Raw genomic sequence first — 18176 nt, 5'->3', positions numbered from 1 at the left:
TGGAACGGACGGCATCCATTCCAAACCGTCACCGTCCGACACTTGCCACTTGCCAAAACCGGGCCGTTCCAACACAATCATCCCTATGCCCCGCATTCGTTTCATTGCCGCATATGACGGACGCCCCTACCTGGGCTGGCAAAGCCAGCCGGGAGGCCGGACCATCCAAGACGTGCTGGAACGAGCCTTTTCCGGGCTCTTTGGGACCTCCTGCCGCATCCACGGTTCCGGCAGGACAGACGCCGGCGTTCATGCGCTGGGCCAGGTTTTTCATGCAGACGCTCCGGATACCCACCGCATTCCTGCGGACAAATGGCCTGCCGCGCTCAACACGCGCCTACCCCGAACCATCCGGATTACCCATGCGGAATACGTTCCGCCCGGTTTCCATGCCCGGTTCAGCGCCACGGGAAAAACCTACCGTTACTGCATTTCACGCGCGCCCATCCTCAACCCTTTTGACGCCGGGCTGGCCTGGCACCGCCCTCTGGCATGGAGCGTGGATATTCTGGAACAGGCGGTACACCTGTTCCGGGGAACGCATGACTTCACTGCCTTTGCCGCCCTGCGCGGCAATGAACCGCGCCCTATTCCGGAGGATTACTTCCGCCGGACCATCATGCAGGCGCAAGTGGAACAGGCGGGGAAACATGTCTTCATCACCTTTACCGGAACGGGTTTCCTCTACAAAATGGTACGCCTCATGACGGGAGCCGCCCATGAAGCCGCACGGGGAAAAATAACGCTGGACGAACTGGCGCGCCTCATCAACGCTCCGCTTCCGGATGACAAAAGCCCGTTTTGCGCCCCGCCGGACGGACTCACGCTGATGCAGGTCCACTACCCGGAAGAAACGTTCGGAGACAAAAAGAAATAAACTGGAAACAGCCGTCCTTTTAGACGCGTGCCGCGCCGTACAGCCCTTCCCTCCTGATCAGATCCTCCACCTTCCGGTTCAGATGGGGAACCGGACATACGCCCGAACGCAAATCATGCCGTATGCGGGTGGAAGAAGCGGGTTCATCCCCTTCAATGAAAAGGGCGCGCACCCCTTTTCTGGGTGATGGAGCCCCGCCGCGGCGGTAAACAATGAACGTCACCAGGCTGGACAAATATTCCCAGCGTCCCCACTGTTCCAGAGAATCCCACTGATCCTTGCCCATCAGCCAGAACAATTCCGCACCGGGATAACGCTCCGCCGTCCGCTCAGCCACCCTCCACGACCATGAAGGAGGCGGAAGTTCCAAATCCGTCCGGTCAAGCACAGCCCAATCCAGCCCTTGAAGAGCCAGCTCAATCATCCGGCAGCGCTGGTCATCCGTCACGGAGGGGGCCTGTTCCTTCAGAGGAGACAGGGAACACGGCATAAACAGCACGCGGTCCATTCCACAATATTTCCGTGCATGCCCGGCCACGCAAACGTGCCCTTCATGCACGGGATCAAACGAACCGCCGAAAATACACAGCTTCACCGTCATCCAGCAGAAGTCAGAGTCCTTCCGTTCCCTTGTAAGGCAGAAACCCGCCGATGGGGACGCGCACCATCCTTTTCTCCAGAGGCAGGCGGCGGAAGCGGGTAATAAAATCCGTCAGGCGACCGTAATTGCGCTCCGTCTTGGGAATCCCCTGATGGCCGCAATTCACATCCGGGTTGTAATGCAGCTCAACATGAAGATGGGCAGGATACATGCCGCGGTTCGTGCCGATAGTGCCTACCTGGGTGCCGCGCAGCACCAACTGTCCCAGCACAACGTTAATATCGTTCAAATGGGAATAAAGCGTCTGGCAGCAAAGAACCTTTCCGGACTTGGGTTCACGGAAAGCATGGCGCACAATCACCACCTTTCCCCACGCGCCCCGGGCATCCGCCGCATAAGTTACCACCCCGTGGCCTACGGAATAAACGGGATCGCCCAAATCGGAATTGCCTCCTTTATTGCCGTTCCAATCCTCGCCCATGTGACGGGGACTTTTCAGGCGCAAACCGCGGGAACGGTAATAGCCGTTGCCGTCAGGCTTCCCTACCGGAAAATCAAAACCGTCACAAAGAGGAACAAGCGCAAACTTGCTGTCCCGCCGGGCCATGTAAACGGGAGCGCTCTCGCTGATCAACGCGGAACCGGTCAGAAAAACCAGCGCCAGCAGTAAAAAACGGAAATAGGACATGGGAACGAAAGTCCTTTGTATGCTAAACGGCACCCTCCTCCGTATCAAGCGGAATTCCCCGCATGTCGAAGTTAGAATTCACTAACACGCTGTCCCATGTTTCCCGCTTCCTTTCAACTTGACAGCAAAGCCCCCGTATGAAAGAAGGGAGGAGCGACTCCGTATTTTTCAACACACTTTTTTCTGCATGAATAAGCTAACAACACTCTTCCTCGGAACAGTTCTCTCTTCCTCCATGCTGCCCGGCTGGACCGCAGCACCGCCCAAACCATACGGCGCAATTCCTACACCTGCCCAAATCAAATGGCAGCGCATGGAATTCTACGGCTTCATCCACTTTGGCCTGAATACGTTCACGGGACGGGAATGGGGTTACGGCGATGAAGACCCGAAAATCTTCAACCCCACGGATTTTAATGCCTCCGATATCGTCTCCACCTTTAAAAAAGGCGGAATGAAAGGAATGATTTATACGGCCAAACATCATGACGGCTTCTGCGCCTGGCCCACCAAATCCACGGACCACAACATCACCAAAAGTCCTTGGAAAAACGGCAAAGGAGATGTAGTCAGGGAATTCGCCCTTGCCTGCAAAAAGCACGGCATCAAATTCGGCACCTACCTCAGCCCCTGGGACCGCAACAACGCGGATTACGGCAAAGATGGCTACCTGGACGTTTACTATAAACAAATCCGGGAATTGCTGACCAATTACGGGCCTGTCTTTGAAATCTGGTTTGACGGAGCCAATGGAGGAGACGGCTATTACGGAGGAGCCAGGGAAAAGCGCAATATCGGTGACGCGGAAAAATACTATAACTTTGAAAAAATCGTGGAAATGATCCGCAAAATCCAGCCCGGCTGCATCATCTGGGGAGCGGGCCACCACGGAGACGCCCGCTGGGGAGGCTCCGAAAAAGGCCACGTCAATTATCCCCATTGGAGCACCGTAGGGCTGAACGGCGGAGGCGGAGGCACCGGCATGCGCGGCGGAGAACGCTGGGTGCCGGCGGAAGGAGACACCACCATCAACCATGCCGGCTGGTTCTGGCATCAGGGACAGGCATCCCGCGTCAAATCCCCTGAAGAACTTATGCAGGTATGGTTTGATTCCGTAGGCCGCGGAGCTAATCTCATTCTGAACGTGGCGGCGGACAAAACAGGCAGACTGGATCCTGCGGATGTCAAATCCCTGCTGGAATTCAAGGAACTGCGCGATAAGCTATATGCTAGGGATTACGCGTTGGGAGCAACCGTCACAGCCAGCCAGACGCGCGGCAACGACAAAAAATTCTCTCCCTCCAACATGACGGACGGCAACATTGAAACCTACTGGGCCGTGGAAGATGACAATCTGACCCCCACCGCCATTATTACGCTGCCCAAACCCGCCACTTTCGACGTCATCCGGCTGCGCGAACAAACACGCCTGGGACAACGCGTGGACTCCTTCAATATTGACGCTTTCATCAATGGCAAATGGGTTTGTATCGACAATGAGGGGAAAACCATCGGCAACCAGGTCATGCGCCGCCTGCCCCGCCCCATCACCACCCAGAAACTACGTCTGCGCATCACGGGCAGCCAGGCCACGCCCTGCATCTCGGAATTCTCCCTCTTCCGCCAGCCCGCGGGCGCCGTACGGCCCTCCATTTTCCGCCGCGGAGACAACCTTATCATCATCGCGGACGGCAAAAATAAAATCCTGTACACGACGGACGGCAGCGAACCCAAGGCAGGATCTCCCGTTTACAGCCAGGGTGCTAAATTTACGAAGTGCGGCACTGTCAAAGCCCGCTGCCAATTCTCCAACGGTAAACTGGGCCCCGTCAGCCAGGCCAAATTCGGCATCAGCAAAACCGGATGGAAAGTGAAAACCGCCACATCTGGAAATGCGGCGGCGGCCATCGACGACAACCCGGAAACCTCCTGGCTTGCCAAGGCGGAAGCGCCTCAATCCTTTGTGGTGGATATGGGAAAACCGTACCAGGTTTCCAGCTTCTCCTACCTTCCCAGACAGGATGGGAAAACCTCCGGCATGACGGATAAATACCAATTTGAAGTAAGCGCGGATGGGAAGAACTGGACGAAAGCGGCGGAAGGGGAATTCTCCAATCTGCGCGCCAACCCCATTGAGCAATCCATTAATCTCAAGAACGTGAATGAACCCGTGCGTTATTTCCGCTTCATCGGCACCAGATCTCTGGACGGCAACGGCGCCTCCGCTGCGGAAATAAACGTTTTCGGCACTCCCGCAGACAAATAAAACCTCCCAGACTTTCCCCACCAGGGCATTCCGGTTTTTACGGCCGGAATGCCTTTTTTGCGGCACGAATTCATTTTTGCGAAACAGGTTCCGACACAAACTGGCATCAAAACAAGCAGGAGAATATAAGCCGGAATTCCTCCCAACTCATCCTGCAGCGCTTCAGCAGGCTGGGAATATCCCGTATATTGCCGCAACGGCCAAAGGGTCAAAGAGACGGTCCGGCATGGCTGCATCTTCAGCCCCAGCGATATGCGGAACATATTGAAATCGGCAAGAGCCCTGCAACCCCATACCAACGGCAGGCCCCCGGGAAAAACGCCTGCTTCCTGAAATCAGCCACGATATCATCTCCAAAAGGTTCTGTTCCGTCTCCTGTCTGTATAGACAATCTTCTTATCGTCTGGAAACCCGGCGCTTTCCTTACATCGTAAAATCTATTTTAAGCAAACAACGGACAGAACTGGTCAACTCGGCAGGAGATTTCCGTAAAACAGAAGATTTCCTTTTCAAAAATCAGGCATGAAAAAGGGCGCATCCTTTCGGATGCGCCCTGTACAAAATCATACTGCCGGCAAACTTATTCCTGGCCGCTGAAATCGGGCGTGAGGATCAGGAACTGGTCGCTGATGTCCTTGCCCCTTCTCTTGGGAATGAAGGTATCCTGAAGGTTGTCGTTGTCGTCCAGTTCCAGAGTCTTGGCGCTCTGGGCAGTCGTGAAAATCAGAACCTTGCCGCGGAAGCTTTCCGGGTCGAAACGCACGGCATTGCCGGCCACAACGGTGCTGCCGTCTTCACCGGGAAGCACGGAAGTGACCATCAGGGGATATTCCCCTACGGAACTTCCAATACCTACCTTCTTGTTATTGTCGCCCTTGCGCATGACATAGGAAATGCCCACTTCACCGGGAGTCAGGGCCTGTCCGTCGTAAATTTCGCCGTTGGGAGTAACGGTGGAACCGCCGGAAGGAGTCTGAACCTTGGCGTAGAAGTTGCTTTCGGAAACAGACTCATTACCCAGAAGCTGGCGGAAATAGTCATTGGAAGTATCGCCCTGAAGCGCGCCCAGGCCGCTCATGTAATTATGCTGGGCCACAACGCGGTCGGCAGTGATATCATCGGGAAAATTGCCCAGTTTGCTGTTGGCCTTGAACTCGTTCATCGCCACACCCACGTTCTTCATGTTGGTCAGGGCCTGCATCTGGTCGCCTTTGTTGATCTGATTCAGAATAGGACCATATGCCACGGAAGCCAGCAGGGCGATAATGGCAATGACAACCAAAAGTTCAATCAGGGTAAACCCCCTGCGTAACTGGCGTGTTGCAAAAGATACTTTCATTGTTGGATATGATGGAATGTTTACAGTTTAAGAAAACCGTACGTGGTTATCTATGTTCGTTTCTACTATTAACGCGATTTCCCAGTCAGGACAAGCATATTCTCATAAAAATCTTGGCCCTGCAAGGGCGTGAAAACTCCGCCTCCGCCCCCCTTGCAAAAGGCCCGGGGAACCCCCGGGCCACAGGGGAAATTCCTACCTGCCGCTGCCGAAAAAGGAACTCAACCCTTCCAAAGCTCCGGCGTCCGGCCTGTCCTCCTCGGCAATCACCTGCCGCTGGAGTTCTGCAATCTCTTCCAGCCCCTTGCGGCCTAATTCCAGCATCCGGTTCATCTGGTCAGCCGTGAACACGGCCTCTTCACCGGAACCCTGCACCTCCACAAACTCTCCCTGGTCGGTCATCACCAGATTCATGTCCACTTCCGCATCCTTGTCCTCCACATAGCAGAGATCCAGCAGAGCCTCTCCCCCCAGTATTCCCACGGATACGGCGGAAACCAGCCTCTTCATGGGAGACTCCGCCAGTTTTCCTTCCGCGACAAGCTTGTTTACGGCAATGGCCAGAGCTACGGAAGCCCCGGTAATGGAAGCGGTGCGGGTACCGCCATCAGCCTGTAAGACGTCGCAGTCCACCCAAATCGTGCGCTGGCCAATCTTGCCCAGATCCACGGCCGCCCTCAGAGAACGGCCGATCAGACGCTGGATCTCGCTGGAACGTCCGTCCAGTTTCCCCGCCGTAATATCCCGGCGTTTACGGTCAAGCGTGGAATAGGGAAGCATGGAATACTCCGCCGTCAGCCATCCTCCCTCCACACGCTGAACCTTCATCCAGCGGGGCACATCCTCCTCAATCGTAACGGCGCAAATCACCTTGGTGCGTCCGAAAGTCACCAGCACGGAAGCCGTGGCATTCGGGGCAATACCCGTTTCAAAGCTGATCGGACGCAACTGGTCCACAAGTCGTTTATCCTGACGTTCCATGCGGGGAATCATGACGGATGCCGTCATCTTTTTCAAATGGAAAGATGGAATTCCCCTTCCAAACAGCTAATATCCCTCCCATGAAACACCCTCGCACCCGTGTGGCCGTCATTGACGTGGTGGCCCTTTCCCTCCAGATGATGGAACACATGCCGCGGTTCTCCGCCTGGGCGGGGGAGCGGAGCGTTTCCTCCTTCCCTCCGGCCTTTCCGGCCCTCACCTGCTCCGCCCAGAGCACCTACGTGACAGGGCTTTCCCCGCGGGAGCACGCCATTCCCGGCAACGGATGGTACAACCGGAACATGTGTGAAATCCAATTCTGGAAGCAGTCCAACAAGCTGGTGCAGGGCCCGCGCCTCTGGGAGAAACTGCGTGAACGGTACGGCTCCGGCTTCACCTGCGCCAAACTTTTCTGGTGGTACAATATGTATTCCACGGCGGACTGGACCATCACGCCGCGCCCCATGTACCCGGCGGACGGCCGCAAAATCTTCGACATTTACACCCAACCCATGGAACTCCGGGAAACCATTAAAAAGGACCTGGGAGAATTCCCCTTCCCCACCTTCTGGGGCCCCATGGCAGGGATCCGGTCCTCCCAATGGATAGCGGACTCCGCCCGGTGGATAGAACGGAAACACCGCCCTGACCTCAGCCTCATCTATCTGCCCTATCTGGACTATGACCTTCAGAAATTCGGTCCATCCTCAACTCAGGCGGCCCATGCGGCGGAGGCTATGGACGGTCTTCTCTGCGACTTGATCGACTTTCTGGAACGGGAAGGCGTCACCCCCGTCGTCCTCAGTGAATACGGCATTTCCGACGTATCCCGCAGCATTGCCCTCAACCGTATCTTCCGGGAACGGGGCTGGATCACCGTCAAACCGGAAATGGGTACGGAAATGCTGGACTGCGGCGCCTCCCGCGCCTTTGCCGTGGCGGATCACCAGACTGCCCATATCTACATCAATGATCCTTCCGTAAAAGAAGAAGTGAAAGCGCTGCTCTCCGCTACCCCCGGAGTGGAAGAAATCAGGGAAACGGACTTCTCCGGCCTTTCTTCCGCGGCTCTGGAACGCCTGCCGGAATTCACCGCCGTTGCGGCCCCGAACGCATGGTTCACCTACTATTACTGGCTGGATGACACCAAGGCGCCGGACTTCGCCCGCTGCGTGGACATCCACCGCAAACCCGGCTATGACCCCGCGGAAATGTTCTTTGATCCGGGCCTTGCCTTCCCCATGTTCCATGCCGCCGCTTTTCTGTTGAAAAAAAAGCTGGGGTTCCGCGCCCTGATGAAAGTTATCCCCCTCAACGGAGACCAGGTGAAAGGCTCCCATGGCAGGGACCGGGTGCCTGCAAACCAGCAGCCCGTGTTCATCGGCCCGGCCTCCCTGCCGAAAATTCATGCCGCTGAGGATGTCCATCAAGCCATCCTCTCCGTCTTTGAAAAAGAATAATGACGGGAAGGGGCGCCCTGTCAGCAGACATCTGGACAGGAATCATACTCCATACAAAGAAATTTCCCGCAACGGATGCCGTTCCGCAAAAACAGGGCTTCCACGCCTGGGAAACCGTAGCGTTCTCCCCATCCGCTCCAACACGACATGATTATTCCTTCACATCGCTGTTTCACTCCGCAACCCTAGCAATAAGGGACAGGAGCCTTCACCGCTATCCCACTCATTCGCTACCCCCGCCCTGTCAGAGCAAACGTTTCAGCAGGGGTTCCATATCCATGTAATCCTGCCCATGAATCAGTTCGCCGAGAATGGGCGCATCGGAAAACTCCTCTACCATGCTCCTGTTCGTCACGCAGGCAGTATCCCATTCCTCTTTCACATTATTAAACACGATGCCCAGGCATTCCAAGCCGCGTCTTTTGATCGCATTCAGCGTCAGCAGGGCATGGTTGATGGCCCCCAGCTTGTTGCCTATCACCAGAAGAATAGGCAGCTTGAAATCCGCAGCCATGTCGCTGAAATTCCGTCCGGGGCCAATGGGTACTTCCCAGCCCCCCACCCCTTCCACCAGCACGCATTCATGTGCAGCGGACAGCGCGTCATAAGCGTTCCAGATAACCTCTTCATCCACCTGCGTATTCTCCAGCCGTGCGGCTACATAGGGACATGTGGCATTCCTCAAAAAAACGGGGTTCAGTTCATTCAGCGTCAGCCCCTTTGGCCCGGCTTCACGCAGAAGGCGGGCATCCTGCCTGTCTCCGCAGGCCACGGGCTTGACCCCGGCGGCATTAATGCCCGCCTCTCTTAAAGATTTGACGATCAGGCAACTCACATAAGTTTTCCCGACTTCCGTATCGGTACCGGTAACAATGAAATTCCTCATAACGGTAAATATTCAGGGATGGGATCTTCTAATCTCCTCAAGCTGCCCACGGGTGGACACGCCGTCATTCGTAGTCACCCAGTGATTGATGAAAGACCAGATAATCACGGCCAGCACCAGACAGAACAGCTTGGCCGGCCAGTTAAGCAATAGCAGTTTTTTCATTGGAAGAAGAAATATTCAGCAGTTCCTCAAGACGCCCCTTCAACTGTTCCGGAGTCAGGTTGCGTTCCAGTTTCCCGCCTACGGCCAGGGCGATAGCCCCCGTTTCCTCGGACACCACCACCACCACGCAGTCGCTTTCCTCGGACATGCCCACGCCCGCGCGGTGGCGCAGCCCCAGGGTGCGGTCGCTCATTTCCTTCTGGGAAACCGGGAACACGCAGGCAGCAGCGGAAATGCGGTCGCCGGAAATCACCACGCCTCCGTCGTGAAGAGCCGTCTTGGTATGGAAAATCGTCAGGGCCAGCTCCGGAGAAAAAATGGCGTCCAGCTTCACGCCGGAATCCTCAATAGGTTTCATGCTGATGCTCCGCTCAAAAGCGAACAGGGCGCCGAACCGCTGGTTGGAAAGCTTGCTTACCGCCTTGCAGAAATTATCCAGGAAATCTACCCGCTGAAGCTTGGCGAAGGAAGAGAAAAACGGGTGGCTTCCCAGCTTTGCCAGCCCTACGCGCAGCTCCGGCTGGAAAATCACCACCAAAGCCAACGCCAGACCGGGGGCGAAAATGCGCGTCAATATCCATGAAATAACATTCAGCTGAAAGAAAAAGGCCAGCACCACCAGGGCCAGAAAGCAGGCGAACAGCCCCACCATAATGCGCGCGCCGCGCGTTGCGTGGAAAGCGCGGTAAATCTGGTACAGGAACACCCACAGGATGAAAATTTCAACGATCGCCCGGAGCGCATCCTTGATCACAATCCAGTCCCACATGCCCAACAAGCTACACAACAACCCACCCGAATGCAATACCGATCCTCTCGCGTTGCCGGAAGGCGCCGGGAATTTACCGTTCATCTCAATTCCCCAAATCTGAAAACATCCCTGTATGTTCCGGAGACAGATAGAAGCTCTCAAAAAAAAGAACGGCTCTTTGGGAAACAAATAATAACAATAAGCAAAAATCGGATTAAATTAACGATGTAAATCCGCATAAAGCAAGACTTCAAAAAACAGGGATTTTCCCCGGCTCTGCGCATGAGCTTGCGACGGATACGCTGAAAAAACAAACACGAAAATAATACCGCAAAATGATAACAGTCGAACAATTGAAAGGAGCAGGAAAAATCTGGCTCGCCTGGGTGAAACTTCAAGACAGGGATCCTGCTGAAGTTACGCAAATATTTGAACAAATTAAAGGAAAACTGGATATAAAATTGGGAAGAGGCTGGCAAAAATATGACCCGGTAATAAAAAAAGGAAGGCCCCAATCCTATAAAAAACTCTTTCAGGAATTGGATAATGACAGCCAGGAATCTGCAAATGCATTTATCAAATATTTCAATGAGGGAATCCCGGAAGACGCTCCTGTATCACCAGCCATACACCTCATTCTCATCTTATGCATCTGTGAAGTAGGACGTGGATACGGACAGGCGCCGGACAATATGCTGGCTTATGCACACGATCTCATTGATTACCCCAATCTCACATGGAGCTCACTGCTGGACACAGCGGGAAGTTCCCCGGATTTCGCATTTCTATGCAAAGGTGATTCCGACGAAGACTACAAGGAATAATGTATGATCGATCGCCGTCCGCAACCGAATCAATGGTGAACATTCCGTATGGCATGGACACCCTGTATCCGGATACAGAGGACTTCATCGCCGTCATCGGCAAAAAAGACAGCGGCAGACGGGCTCGGACAATTTAGAAACATAGGCGTCCCTTCCTATCTGCCGTCTGTCTCAACCCTGCGGAAGTCAGAAGTTGGAGCACCAGCTTTTGACTTCCGCCATTTTCGGGCCAAAACCTGGCCGCCGTCATGATGCCGGACTCCTTTCTTTTCCGGAACCCGAACTGCCATCAGCAGGGAGACCGTCCGGAAACGCCGGATTACCGCTGCATAGCGCAGGTGATCCGGGGAATGCTCCAAGCCGCCCGGCATCTTGCGGTGGACATCAAATAATAACGGTAGGCAGTCCCTACGCTCGGCAGCCTCAGACGGCCTGCCCGTCCATAATCGTAATAATGCGGTCCCCTCTCCGTGCCAGATGTTCGTCATGCGTCACAATCACCAGCGTTTTGCGGGACTCGTCCGCCAGGCCGAATAAAAGATCCAGCACCTCCGCTCCGTTCTTCCGGTCCAAATTTCCGGTGGGTTCATCCGCAAAAATAATGGGGGCGTCGTTCGCCAGGGCGCGGGCAATTGCCACGCGCTGCTGTTCCCCGCCGCTCAGCTCGCTGGGCAGATGGTTCAGGCGGTGGGCCAAACCCACGCGCTCCATCAGTTCCCTCACACATTCCACGCGCGGCCTCCGGCCGATGGAGGAAGCCAGACAGGCGTTTTCCAGTGCCGTCAATTCCGGCATCAGCAGGTAATTCTGGAAAATAAACCCCATGTTCCGGTTCCGGAACACGGACCGGGCCGTGGCGGACAAGGCGTAAATGTCCGTACCGTCAATCATTACCTTTCCCTCTTGAGGCGTTTCCAATCCGGCCAGCGTGTACATCAACGTGGTCTTTCCGGCCCCGCTGGGTCCGCACAGGAACACCTTCTCTCCGGCGGCGATGTGCAAATCCACCCCATGCAGGATTTCAATGGACTTCTTGCCGATGGAATAGCTGCGGTGGAGGTTGGCGGCGGTAATCACGGGGCGCAGTATAAGAAAATCCTCGCCGGATTAAAGTTCTATGTTGTCAATAAGACGCACGTCTCCGAAATAAACGGCGGCGGCCATCAGGGCCGGCTTCCGGTTCACTGCCAGCGGCTGCATGGTCTCCGCATCCACAATCTCCAGATAATCGATGCTCGTGCCGGGCACCCCTTCAATCATGGCGGCGGCATGCTCCTTCACTTTGGAGACGTCCCCTCCGGCCTGGAACTCGTCCCGGGCCTGAAGCATGGCCTGCCGTATTACCACGGCCTGTTCCTTCTGCTCCGGCGTCAGGCGGGCATTCCGGGAGGAATAGGCCAGCCCGTTACTGTGCCTTACAATTTCCGCCCCGTGAATGCGCACCGGAAAATCCAGGTCGCGCACCATGCGGCGGATAATCGCAAGCTGCTGGTAATCCTTCTTGCCGAAAATGGCGTCCGTGGGCTGCACCAGGTTGAACAGCTTGGCAAGCACCGTGCAGACGCCGGAAAAATGCCCCGGGCGGGACGCGCCGCACAATGTTGCGGACAAAAAGCCTTCTTCCACGGAAATGCTGCGTTCTCCGGCATACATTTCTTCAGAAGCCGGGGAAAACACATAATCCACGCCTGCTCCTTCGCACACCTCCAAATCCTTTTCAGGAGTCCGGGGATAAGTCTGGAGGTCGGAGGAATTGTTGAACTGGATAGGATTGACGAAAATACTGGCAACCACTACGCCATCCTCCCCGGCCAGTTTGCGCGCCTGTTCCAGCAGAGCGCGGTGTCCGGCGTGAAGAGCCCCCATTGTAGGGACGAGAACCACATGGTCATGCTTGCGGTGATGCTTGAGGAGGGCAGCTCTCAACTGGGCCTTGGTGGAAAATGTTTGCATGCACCTAAAGTGGCCCCATGATGACAAAAGTTCAATCCTGAAATATTGCTAGAAGGTTGACGCATGCCATTCCACATGTAAACTGGTAAAGTCAGAAGACGCTAAAAATTATGAGATTCTTCAAAACAGCATTAGGTGTATCAGCAGCAATGGCATTAAGCGCCACGGCCAACGCTGAACTGAAGGTAGCGACGGTGGATGTGCAGAAACTCTTCGCTGACTACTACAAGACCCATGAAGCCCAGGCGGAAGTAGACAAGGCTGCCCAGACGGTGCAGGAAACCAACAATACCCGCGCGGAAACCATCAAGAAAATGGAAGCGGACTTCAATGATATGGTCAAAAGGCTCCAGGATCCCATGCTGAATGAAAAGGACAAAAAGGAGCTGGAACAAAAAGCCCAGATCAAGCGCCAGGAAGTCATTGCGCTGGAACAGGAACGCCGCGGATTTGTGGAACGCCAGCTTAAATCCCTTCAGGAACAAATGAAAGTGCGTTCCGCCAAAATCATGGGGGAAATCACAAAAATCACGGAAGGCATCGCCACCAAGGGCAACTATGACCTCGTTCTGGACAAAAGCGCCCAGGCCCTCCGGTCCAACCAGGTATTCGTTTACACGAAGCCCGGCATGGACATTACCCCTACGGTGATGAAAGAACTCAACAAGGACGCCCCCAAAGGGTTTGACCCCACCAAGAAAAAGACCCCGGCCGCTCCCGCTGCTCCCGCGGCCCCGGCCAACTAACCCTTGACATTACCCCCGGGAAGGCGGAATCATATACCCATGAAGCTTACACTTGAAGCCGTGGCCGCCCTCACCGGGGGAAAAATCCTTTCCGGCGACCCCGAACTGACTGTATTCGGGGTCGCTTCCCTTCTTGACGCATCCCGCGAGGAAGCCTCCTTCCTTGGCAACGAAAAATACTTCCAGGACTTCCTGAACACCTCCGCCGGAATCGTGCTGGTGCCTCCGGGTCTGCCTGCGTACCCGGAACATGCCGCATTCGTGGAAGTGGACAACCCCTCCATGGCATTCAACGCCCTGGTGAAATACTTCATGGCTTCCGCCTACCGGTTTACCCCCGGAATTCATCCTACAGCCATTATCGACCCCACGGCCAGCTTCAACCCGGACAAAATCCATGTAGGAGCCTATACCTGCATCGGCGCTCACTGCGTAATCGGAGACGGAACGGACATCGGCAACGGCTGCGATATCGGAGACGGCGTCTCCATGGGGGAAAACTGCCGCCTGCATGCCCACGTAACTATCAGGGAACGCTGCAAACTCGGCAACCGGGTAACCATCCAGCCCGGAGCCGTCATCGGTTCCGACGGGTTCGGTTTCCTGATGGGAGACAATGGGCGCTATGTGGGCATTGACCAGGTGGGCATTGTGGAACTGGGGGATGACGTGGACGTAGGAGCCAACACCACGATTGACCGCGCCAGATTCGGCCGCACCATTGTGGGGGAAGGCACCAAAATAGACAACCTGATCCAGCTCGGTCACAACGTCGTTGTCGGCAGGCATTGCATCATCGTCGCCCAATCCGGCATAGCCGGCAGCACCAAAGTGGGGGACTACGCCACCATTGCCGCCCAGGTCGGCATCTCAGGACACCTCAAAATCGGTTCCAGATCCACGCTGGGAGCCAAAACGGGAGTCCTCTCGGACATTCCGGAAAACTCTACTTACTGGGGCATGCCGGCTTTTCCCTACAAGGACGCCACCCGCCAGTACGCTGCCCTCAAAAAACTTCCGGCATTGATTAAGGAAGTCCGGGCGCTCAAAAAAGAGCTGGATTCTTCCGGCAAATAACGGGCATCATATCGTCTGAACGCTCGGCCCTCACCTCCGCGTTTCTGTCTTCCGCCGCTTCAGGCCTGTCCGGTCCCCCAGCGGCGGTGCAGAAACCGTTCCAGAGGAGAAAACAGAATCTTGTCGGACAGCAGCCCAATCACCACAATTACGAACATAATGCCTACAACCTGGTTCATCGCGTTCAGCTCGCGTCCGAAATGCAGCAGCTGCCCCAATCCGAACCCGGTCAGGATGGGAACAAAAATTTCCGCAGCCATCAGGGAACGCCAGGCAAAAGCCCAACCCTGCTTCATCCCGCTCACGACAAACGGAGCGGAAGCGGGAAGCGTCACATGGACCAGGCAATAAATGGGGCCTGCGCCCATGGTGCGCGCCGCACGGGCGTAAATGGGCGGCACGTTCCGCATGCCGTTGGCCGTAGCCAGGATTACGGACCACAGCGTCCCCATAATCACCACGAACAGCATAGCCCCTTCCGTCTGGCCGAACCACAGGGTCGCCAACGGAACCCAGCACACGCTGGGCAGAGCCTGGAACCCCAGGGAAACCAGCCCCAGGGTATTCTGGATAAGCTGGAAACGGGAGCACAGCATGCCCAGGGGAATTCCCGTCACCAGGCCTATTCCATACCCCATTACCAGCCTTTTCACGGTAATCCATGAAGCCTCCTCCAAAGACCCGTCCTGAAATGAAGAACGCAGATACTCCCACACTTCCAGCGGAGAGGGAAACAAATAAGGCTTCCAGACCCTTAAGTCGCTCAAATACTGCCATGCCCAGACCACGAGAATGAAAAACACGAGCGAACAGGCGTGAGCCCTCCACTTGGACCATTTATTCCGGTTCATGCCGTGGCTCCTTTCAAATCACGGATGATGCGGGCGGACAATTCCGCCAAACCGCTGCTGTTGATATCCCTGGGATGAGGGAAATCCACGAAATACTCCTCACAGATACGCCCCGGATGCGGAGTAAGCAACACCACGCGATCCCCCAGGCACACGGCCTCGCGCATATTGTGCGTAACGAAAATAATCGTCATGCCGCAGCGCAAATGAATTTCCTGAATATCCTGATAAAGCTGTTCGCGGGTCATGGCGTCCAGGGCGGCAAAAGGCTCGTCCATCAGCAAAATTCGGGGGCTGGCAGCCAGGGCGCGGGCAAGCGCCACGCGCTGCTTCATCCCGCCGGAAAGTTCATGAATATGAGCATGGGCGCACTCTTTCAGCCCCACCAGTTCCAGATTCTTCTCCGTCATGGCGAGCCGGTCTCCCCGAGTCAGTCCGGGCGTCAGCTTCAAGCCGAACATCACGTTTCCCATCACGTCCAGCCACGGAAACAGGGCAGACTCCTGGAACATCACGGTGCGGTCCCGTCCGGGCCCTTTCACAGGCTCCCCATCCAGCTCCACCACCCCGGAAGAGGGGAACTCCAGCCCCGCAATAATATTCAGCAGGGAAGTCTTTCCGCACCCGCTGGCTCCCACCAGGCACACGAACTCGCCCCCCCTGATATTCAAATTAATGTCCTCCAAAGCCACCACCTTTCCGCGCCTTCCGTCAAACACCTTGCTCACGCCCGCAATACGGAGCTTGCAGCCTCCGGGGCCGCAATGTTCTGCACCCGCAATCATCTTCCGCCCTCCTTCACCATGGTCAACTGTTCCTCAGCCGCATCCGGCGCTACCAGGCCGCCTACATCCGGGACCTCTTTCATAAACCCGGCCTGATGGGCGTCCTGCACAAACTGCCGGAGCTTGGGAATGGAAATCCTGTCCTTGATGACGATGCTTTTCCAGGCCTCCGCAATCAATGCCGGATCTATTCTGGAATGCGTCAGCTGCTCCAGTTCCCTGACCACGATTGACTGGGCCTCCTCCGGATGCAGCCTTATCCATTCGTTCAGCTCCGCATGCGCCTGCACCAGGGCTTTCGCCACATCCGGCTTTTCCCTGAGAAACTCAGCTCCGCATACCAGCACGGTCGCGATGGATTCTTTCTCGTCCACCAGCACCCTGCCTCCCGCCGTCATCACCAGGCGGCTCACCCACGGCTCCACCGTCCACGCGCCGTCCAGCTTGCCCTGCCGGAACAGGCTGAGCTGTTCGGGGTTGGGAGTCGGCAGAATCGTCACGTCCCCGCCGCGCTGCGTCACATGCAGGCCGCCGCGGGAAAACCAGGCGCGGGCGGAAACATCCTGCGTATTCCCCAGCTGGGGGGTCGCAATCACCCTGCCGCGGAAATCCGCAGGCTCCTTCAGCGTGGAATCCTTCGGAACCACCAGGGCGGCGCCTCCTTCCACGGCTCCGGCAATCATCCTGATATCCTCCCCTCGGGAACGCACAAACGCGTTAATGGCCGGGCTGGGCCCCACGTAAGCCAATTCCACGGAGCGGGCGAACACGGCCTCCATGGCGCTGGGGCCCGCATTGTACACGTACCAGTTGATCCTGACGTCCTTTCCGGTGGCCTCCTTCAGCCGTTCTTCAAACCACCCCTTCCCCTGCTGGGAAAAATGATGCGCCACCAGGCCCTGCACATGCGTCACATTGGGAAAATGGCCGAAATTCAATTCCACGACGTTAGGATCATCCTTCTCCTTCTTTCCGCAGGAAACAGCCAGCAGGCAAAAAAACAGAACCGGTAAAATCGTCAGGAATCTGGAACAGGGCATAAGCAAAAAGAATGAGATATCTGAGTCACAGCTGTTTTTCTGCGGCCTTTCAGGCGCCGACTAACAAAAAGAGACGCCCGCGGCAGGAATCCGAAGGCAGCAACTTTGTCACAACGTGGACAACAAAAATGCCCGTTTTGTTGAAAAAAAGCCCGTCTCCGGAGCTGAACCGGGCTCTATTGACAAACCTGTCCGTTCCCGTTACAAAAACTCCATTCCCAACCCGCCTATGCAGTTCCTCTCCAACCAGCACTCATCCGGATCATGGCTGGGCCTTCCACCGGATGAAGAACGTCCGGCAAGCCGGGCCGTCAGGTACCGCTGCATTTTTCTGACGCTCCTGTATTGGGCTGTTCTTTCCGCCATTCCCCAAGGAGCGGACTGCCTTGCAACGATAGGAACCGATATCCCCCTTTGGATGGGAACGCTGGAACTGACGCCCTTCCTGCTGGTGCCGGCCTTCCTGTTCCTGGCGGTGCGAACGGGAGCCCAGTGGAGAGTCCTGATGATGACCGTATATGCGGGACTGTTCCTGAACCTGCTGATAAACCTGGCGCTTCCCGCAAGCGCCATGTGGGGCGACCTCCCCGCATCCGGCCCCTACGGTACGCTTGTCTGGCCCGGAGGGGACCGGGAATGGCTGGTCACGCTGCCCCGTTTCCAGCAATTCTGGGCTCTCGTCATCTATGTCTTCCTCTCCGGCAGCGGGGCTCCGTCCCTGCTTCGCGCGCTGTCCCTGGCCTGGTGGTTCCTGCTCTGCGTGGCCCCCGTGAACACGGGCATGGTGGGGTACGCGGACATCCTGGGGCCGCTGGTCATCATCGCCCTCATCCTCGGCTGCATGCACCTGGCGGAAAAACGATTCTCCCGGCAATGATTCTTCCCG

20 protein-coding genes are annotated in these 18176 nt (G+C 56.1%); 8 read left to right on the top strand and 12 right to left on the bottom strand.

The annotated features are described in order from the left end of the window. Positions 1-85 precede the first annotated feature (85 nt). Positions 86-877 (top strand): tRNA pseudouridine(38-40) synthase TruA, encoded by a 792-nt coding sequence (truA, locus tag CI070_RS05815; RefSeq protein WP_094137421.1) that lies wholly within the window; start codon positions 86-88, stop codon positions 875-877. A gap of 19 nt (positions 878-896) precedes the next feature. Here truA and nadD read toward each other — a convergent pair whose 3' ends face one another. Beyond that, the gene (nadD, locus tag CI070_RS05810) at positions 897-1472 is read right to left on the bottom strand and encodes a nicotinate (nicotinamide) nucleotide adenylyltransferase (protein ID WP_218824887.1); all 576 of its coding nucleotides are present in this window, start codon (positions 1470-1472) and stop codon (positions 897-899) included. A 16-nt stretch (positions 1473-1488) separates the two neighbouring features. Further along, the gene (locus CI070_RS05805) at positions 1489-2166 is read right to left on the bottom strand and encodes a M23 family metallopeptidase (RefSeq protein ID WP_012419445.1); all 678 of its coding nucleotides are present in this window, start codon (positions 2164-2166) and stop codon (positions 1489-1491) included. Positions 2167-2353: 187 nt separating this feature from the next. Between CI070_RS05805 and CI070_RS05800 the strand changes: the two genes are divergently transcribed. Next, a complete protein-coding gene (locus tag CI070_RS05800; RefSeq protein ID WP_094137419.1) occupies positions 2354-4432 on the top strand; it encodes an alpha-L-fucosidase in 2079 nt (692 codons plus the stop codon). Between the two features lie 580 nt (positions 4433-5012). On the opposite strand, the gene CI070_RS05795 is transcribed toward CI070_RS05800, so the two are convergent. Continuing rightward, on the bottom strand, positions 5013-5771 hold the full coding sequence (locus CI070_RS05795) for a type II secretion system protein (RefSeq protein WP_022198426.1): 759 nt from the start codon (positions 5769-5771) through the stop codon (positions 5013-5015). 195 nt (positions 5772-5966) lie between these two features. Next, complete coding sequence (gene rph / locus CI070_RS05790; protein ID WP_022198427.1) at positions 5967-6764, bottom strand: ribonuclease PH; 798 nt, start codon at positions 6762-6764, stop codon at positions 5967-5969. 68 nt (positions 6765-6832) lie between these two features. On the opposite strand from rph, the gene CI070_RS05785 reads away from it, so the two are divergent. Continuing rightward, positions 6833-8212, top strand: a complete 1380-nt coding sequence (locus CI070_RS05785; RefSeq protein ID WP_256943604.1) for an alkaline phosphatase family protein — start codon at positions 6833-6835, stop codon at positions 8210-8212. A 244-nt stretch (positions 8213-8456) separates the two neighbouring features. Here CI070_RS05785 and bioD read toward each other — a convergent pair whose 3' ends face one another. The 3 genes from bioD to cdaA are packed head-to-tail and all read right to left on the bottom strand — an operon-like array spanning position 8457 to position 10032. Continuing rightward, the gene (gene bioD, locus CI070_RS05780; RefSeq protein WP_094137416.1) at positions 8457-9098 is read right to left on the bottom strand and encodes a dethiobiotin synthase; all 642 of its coding nucleotides are present in this window, start codon (positions 9096-9098) and stop codon (positions 8457-8459) included. A gap of 12 nt (positions 9099-9110) precedes the next feature. Next, a complete protein-coding gene (locus CI070_RS13540; protein WP_164917374.1) occupies positions 9111-9263 on the bottom strand; it encodes a hypothetical protein in 153 nt (50 codons plus the stop codon). After that, on the bottom strand, positions 9241-10032 hold the full coding sequence (cdaA, locus tag CI070_RS05775; protein ID WP_256943603.1) for a diadenylate cyclase CdaA: 792 nt from the start codon (positions 10030-10032) through the stop codon (positions 9241-9243). Before cdaA ends, CI070_RS13540 begins: the two co-directional genes overlap by 23 nt. A 317-nt stretch (positions 10033-10349) precedes the next feature. On the opposite strand from cdaA, the gene CI070_RS05770 reads away from it, so the two are divergent. Further along, the gene (locus tag CI070_RS05770; RefSeq protein WP_094137414.1) at positions 10350-10838 is read left to right on the top strand and encodes a hypothetical protein; all 489 of its coding nucleotides are present in this window, start codon (positions 10350-10352) and stop codon (positions 10836-10838) included. A 248-nt stretch (positions 10839-11086) separates the two neighbouring features. Then, the gene (locus CI070_RS13535; protein WP_179218575.1) at positions 11087-11230 is read left to right on the top strand and encodes a hypothetical protein; all 144 of its coding nucleotides are present in this window, start codon (positions 11087-11089) and stop codon (positions 11228-11230) included. Between the two features lie 31 nt (positions 11231-11261). Here CI070_RS13535 and CI070_RS05765 read toward each other — a convergent pair whose 3' ends face one another. Then, positions 11262-11915, bottom strand: coding sequence for an ABC transporter ATP-binding protein (locus tag CI070_RS05765; RefSeq protein WP_094137413.1), 654 nt, complete (start codon positions 11913-11915; stop codon positions 11262-11264). 30 nt (positions 11916-11945) lie between these two features. Beyond that, positions 11946-12791 (bottom strand): pantoate--beta-alanine ligase, encoded by an 846-nt coding sequence (panC, locus tag CI070_RS05760; RefSeq protein ID WP_094137412.1) that lies wholly within the window; start codon positions 12789-12791, stop codon positions 11946-11948. Between the two features lie 149 nt (positions 12792-12940). On the opposite strand from panC, the gene CI070_RS05755 reads away from it, so the two are divergent. Both CI070_RS05755 and lpxD read left to right on the top strand, forming a co-directional pair. Continuing rightward, the gene (locus tag CI070_RS05755) at positions 12941-13537 is read left to right on the top strand and encodes an OmpH family outer membrane protein (protein ID WP_179218573.1); all 597 of its coding nucleotides are present in this window, start codon (positions 12941-12943) and stop codon (positions 13535-13537) included. Between the two features lie 39 nt (positions 13538-13576). Continuing rightward, positions 13577-14614 carry a UDP-3-O-(3-hydroxymyristoyl)glucosamine N-acyltransferase gene (gene lpxD / locus CI070_RS05750; protein WP_094137410.1) on the top strand — a complete coding sequence of 346 codons (1038 nt, stop codon included), beginning with the start codon at positions 13577-13579 and terminating at the stop codon, positions 14612-14614. A gap of 59 nt (positions 14615-14673) precedes the next feature. On the opposite strand, the gene CI070_RS05745 is transcribed toward lpxD, so the two are convergent. The 3 genes from CI070_RS05745 to CI070_RS05735 are packed head-to-tail and all read right to left on the bottom strand — an operon-like array spanning position 14674 to position 17290. Beyond that, the gene (locus tag CI070_RS05745) at positions 14674-15465 is read right to left on the bottom strand and encodes an ABC transporter permease (protein ID WP_094137409.1); all 792 of its coding nucleotides are present in this window, start codon (positions 15463-15465) and stop codon (positions 14674-14676) included. Next, on the bottom strand, positions 15462-16250 hold the full coding sequence (locus CI070_RS05740) for an ABC transporter ATP-binding protein (protein ID WP_094137408.1): 789 nt from the start codon (positions 16248-16250) through the stop codon (positions 15462-15464). The genes CI070_RS05745 and CI070_RS05740 overlap by 4 nt, the downstream gene beginning before the upstream one ends. Further along, the gene (locus CI070_RS05735; RefSeq protein ID WP_094137407.1) at positions 16247-17290 is read right to left on the bottom strand and encodes an ABC transporter substrate-binding protein; all 1044 of its coding nucleotides are present in this window, start codon (positions 17288-17290) and stop codon (positions 16247-16249) included. The genes CI070_RS05740 and CI070_RS05735 overlap by 4 nt, the downstream gene beginning before the upstream one ends. A 115-nt stretch (positions 17291-17405) precedes the next feature. Here CI070_RS05735 and CI070_RS05730 point away from each other — a divergent pair, with 115 nt between their 5' ends. After that, entirely contained in the window at positions 17406-18167 is a 762-nt protein-coding gene (locus CI070_RS05730; RefSeq protein ID WP_094137406.1) for a hypothetical protein, read from the top strand. Positions 18168-18176: the final 9 nt, after the last annotated feature.

It is taken from the genome of Akkermansia muciniphila (assembly GCF_900184965.1).
In the GTDB taxonomy this organism is placed as follows: domain Bacteria; phylum Verrucomicrobiota; class Verrucomicrobiia; order Verrucomicrobiales; family Akkermansiaceae; genus Akkermansia; species Akkermansia muciniphila_A.
This window is presented reverse-complemented; position numbering and strand designations above follow the sequence as displayed.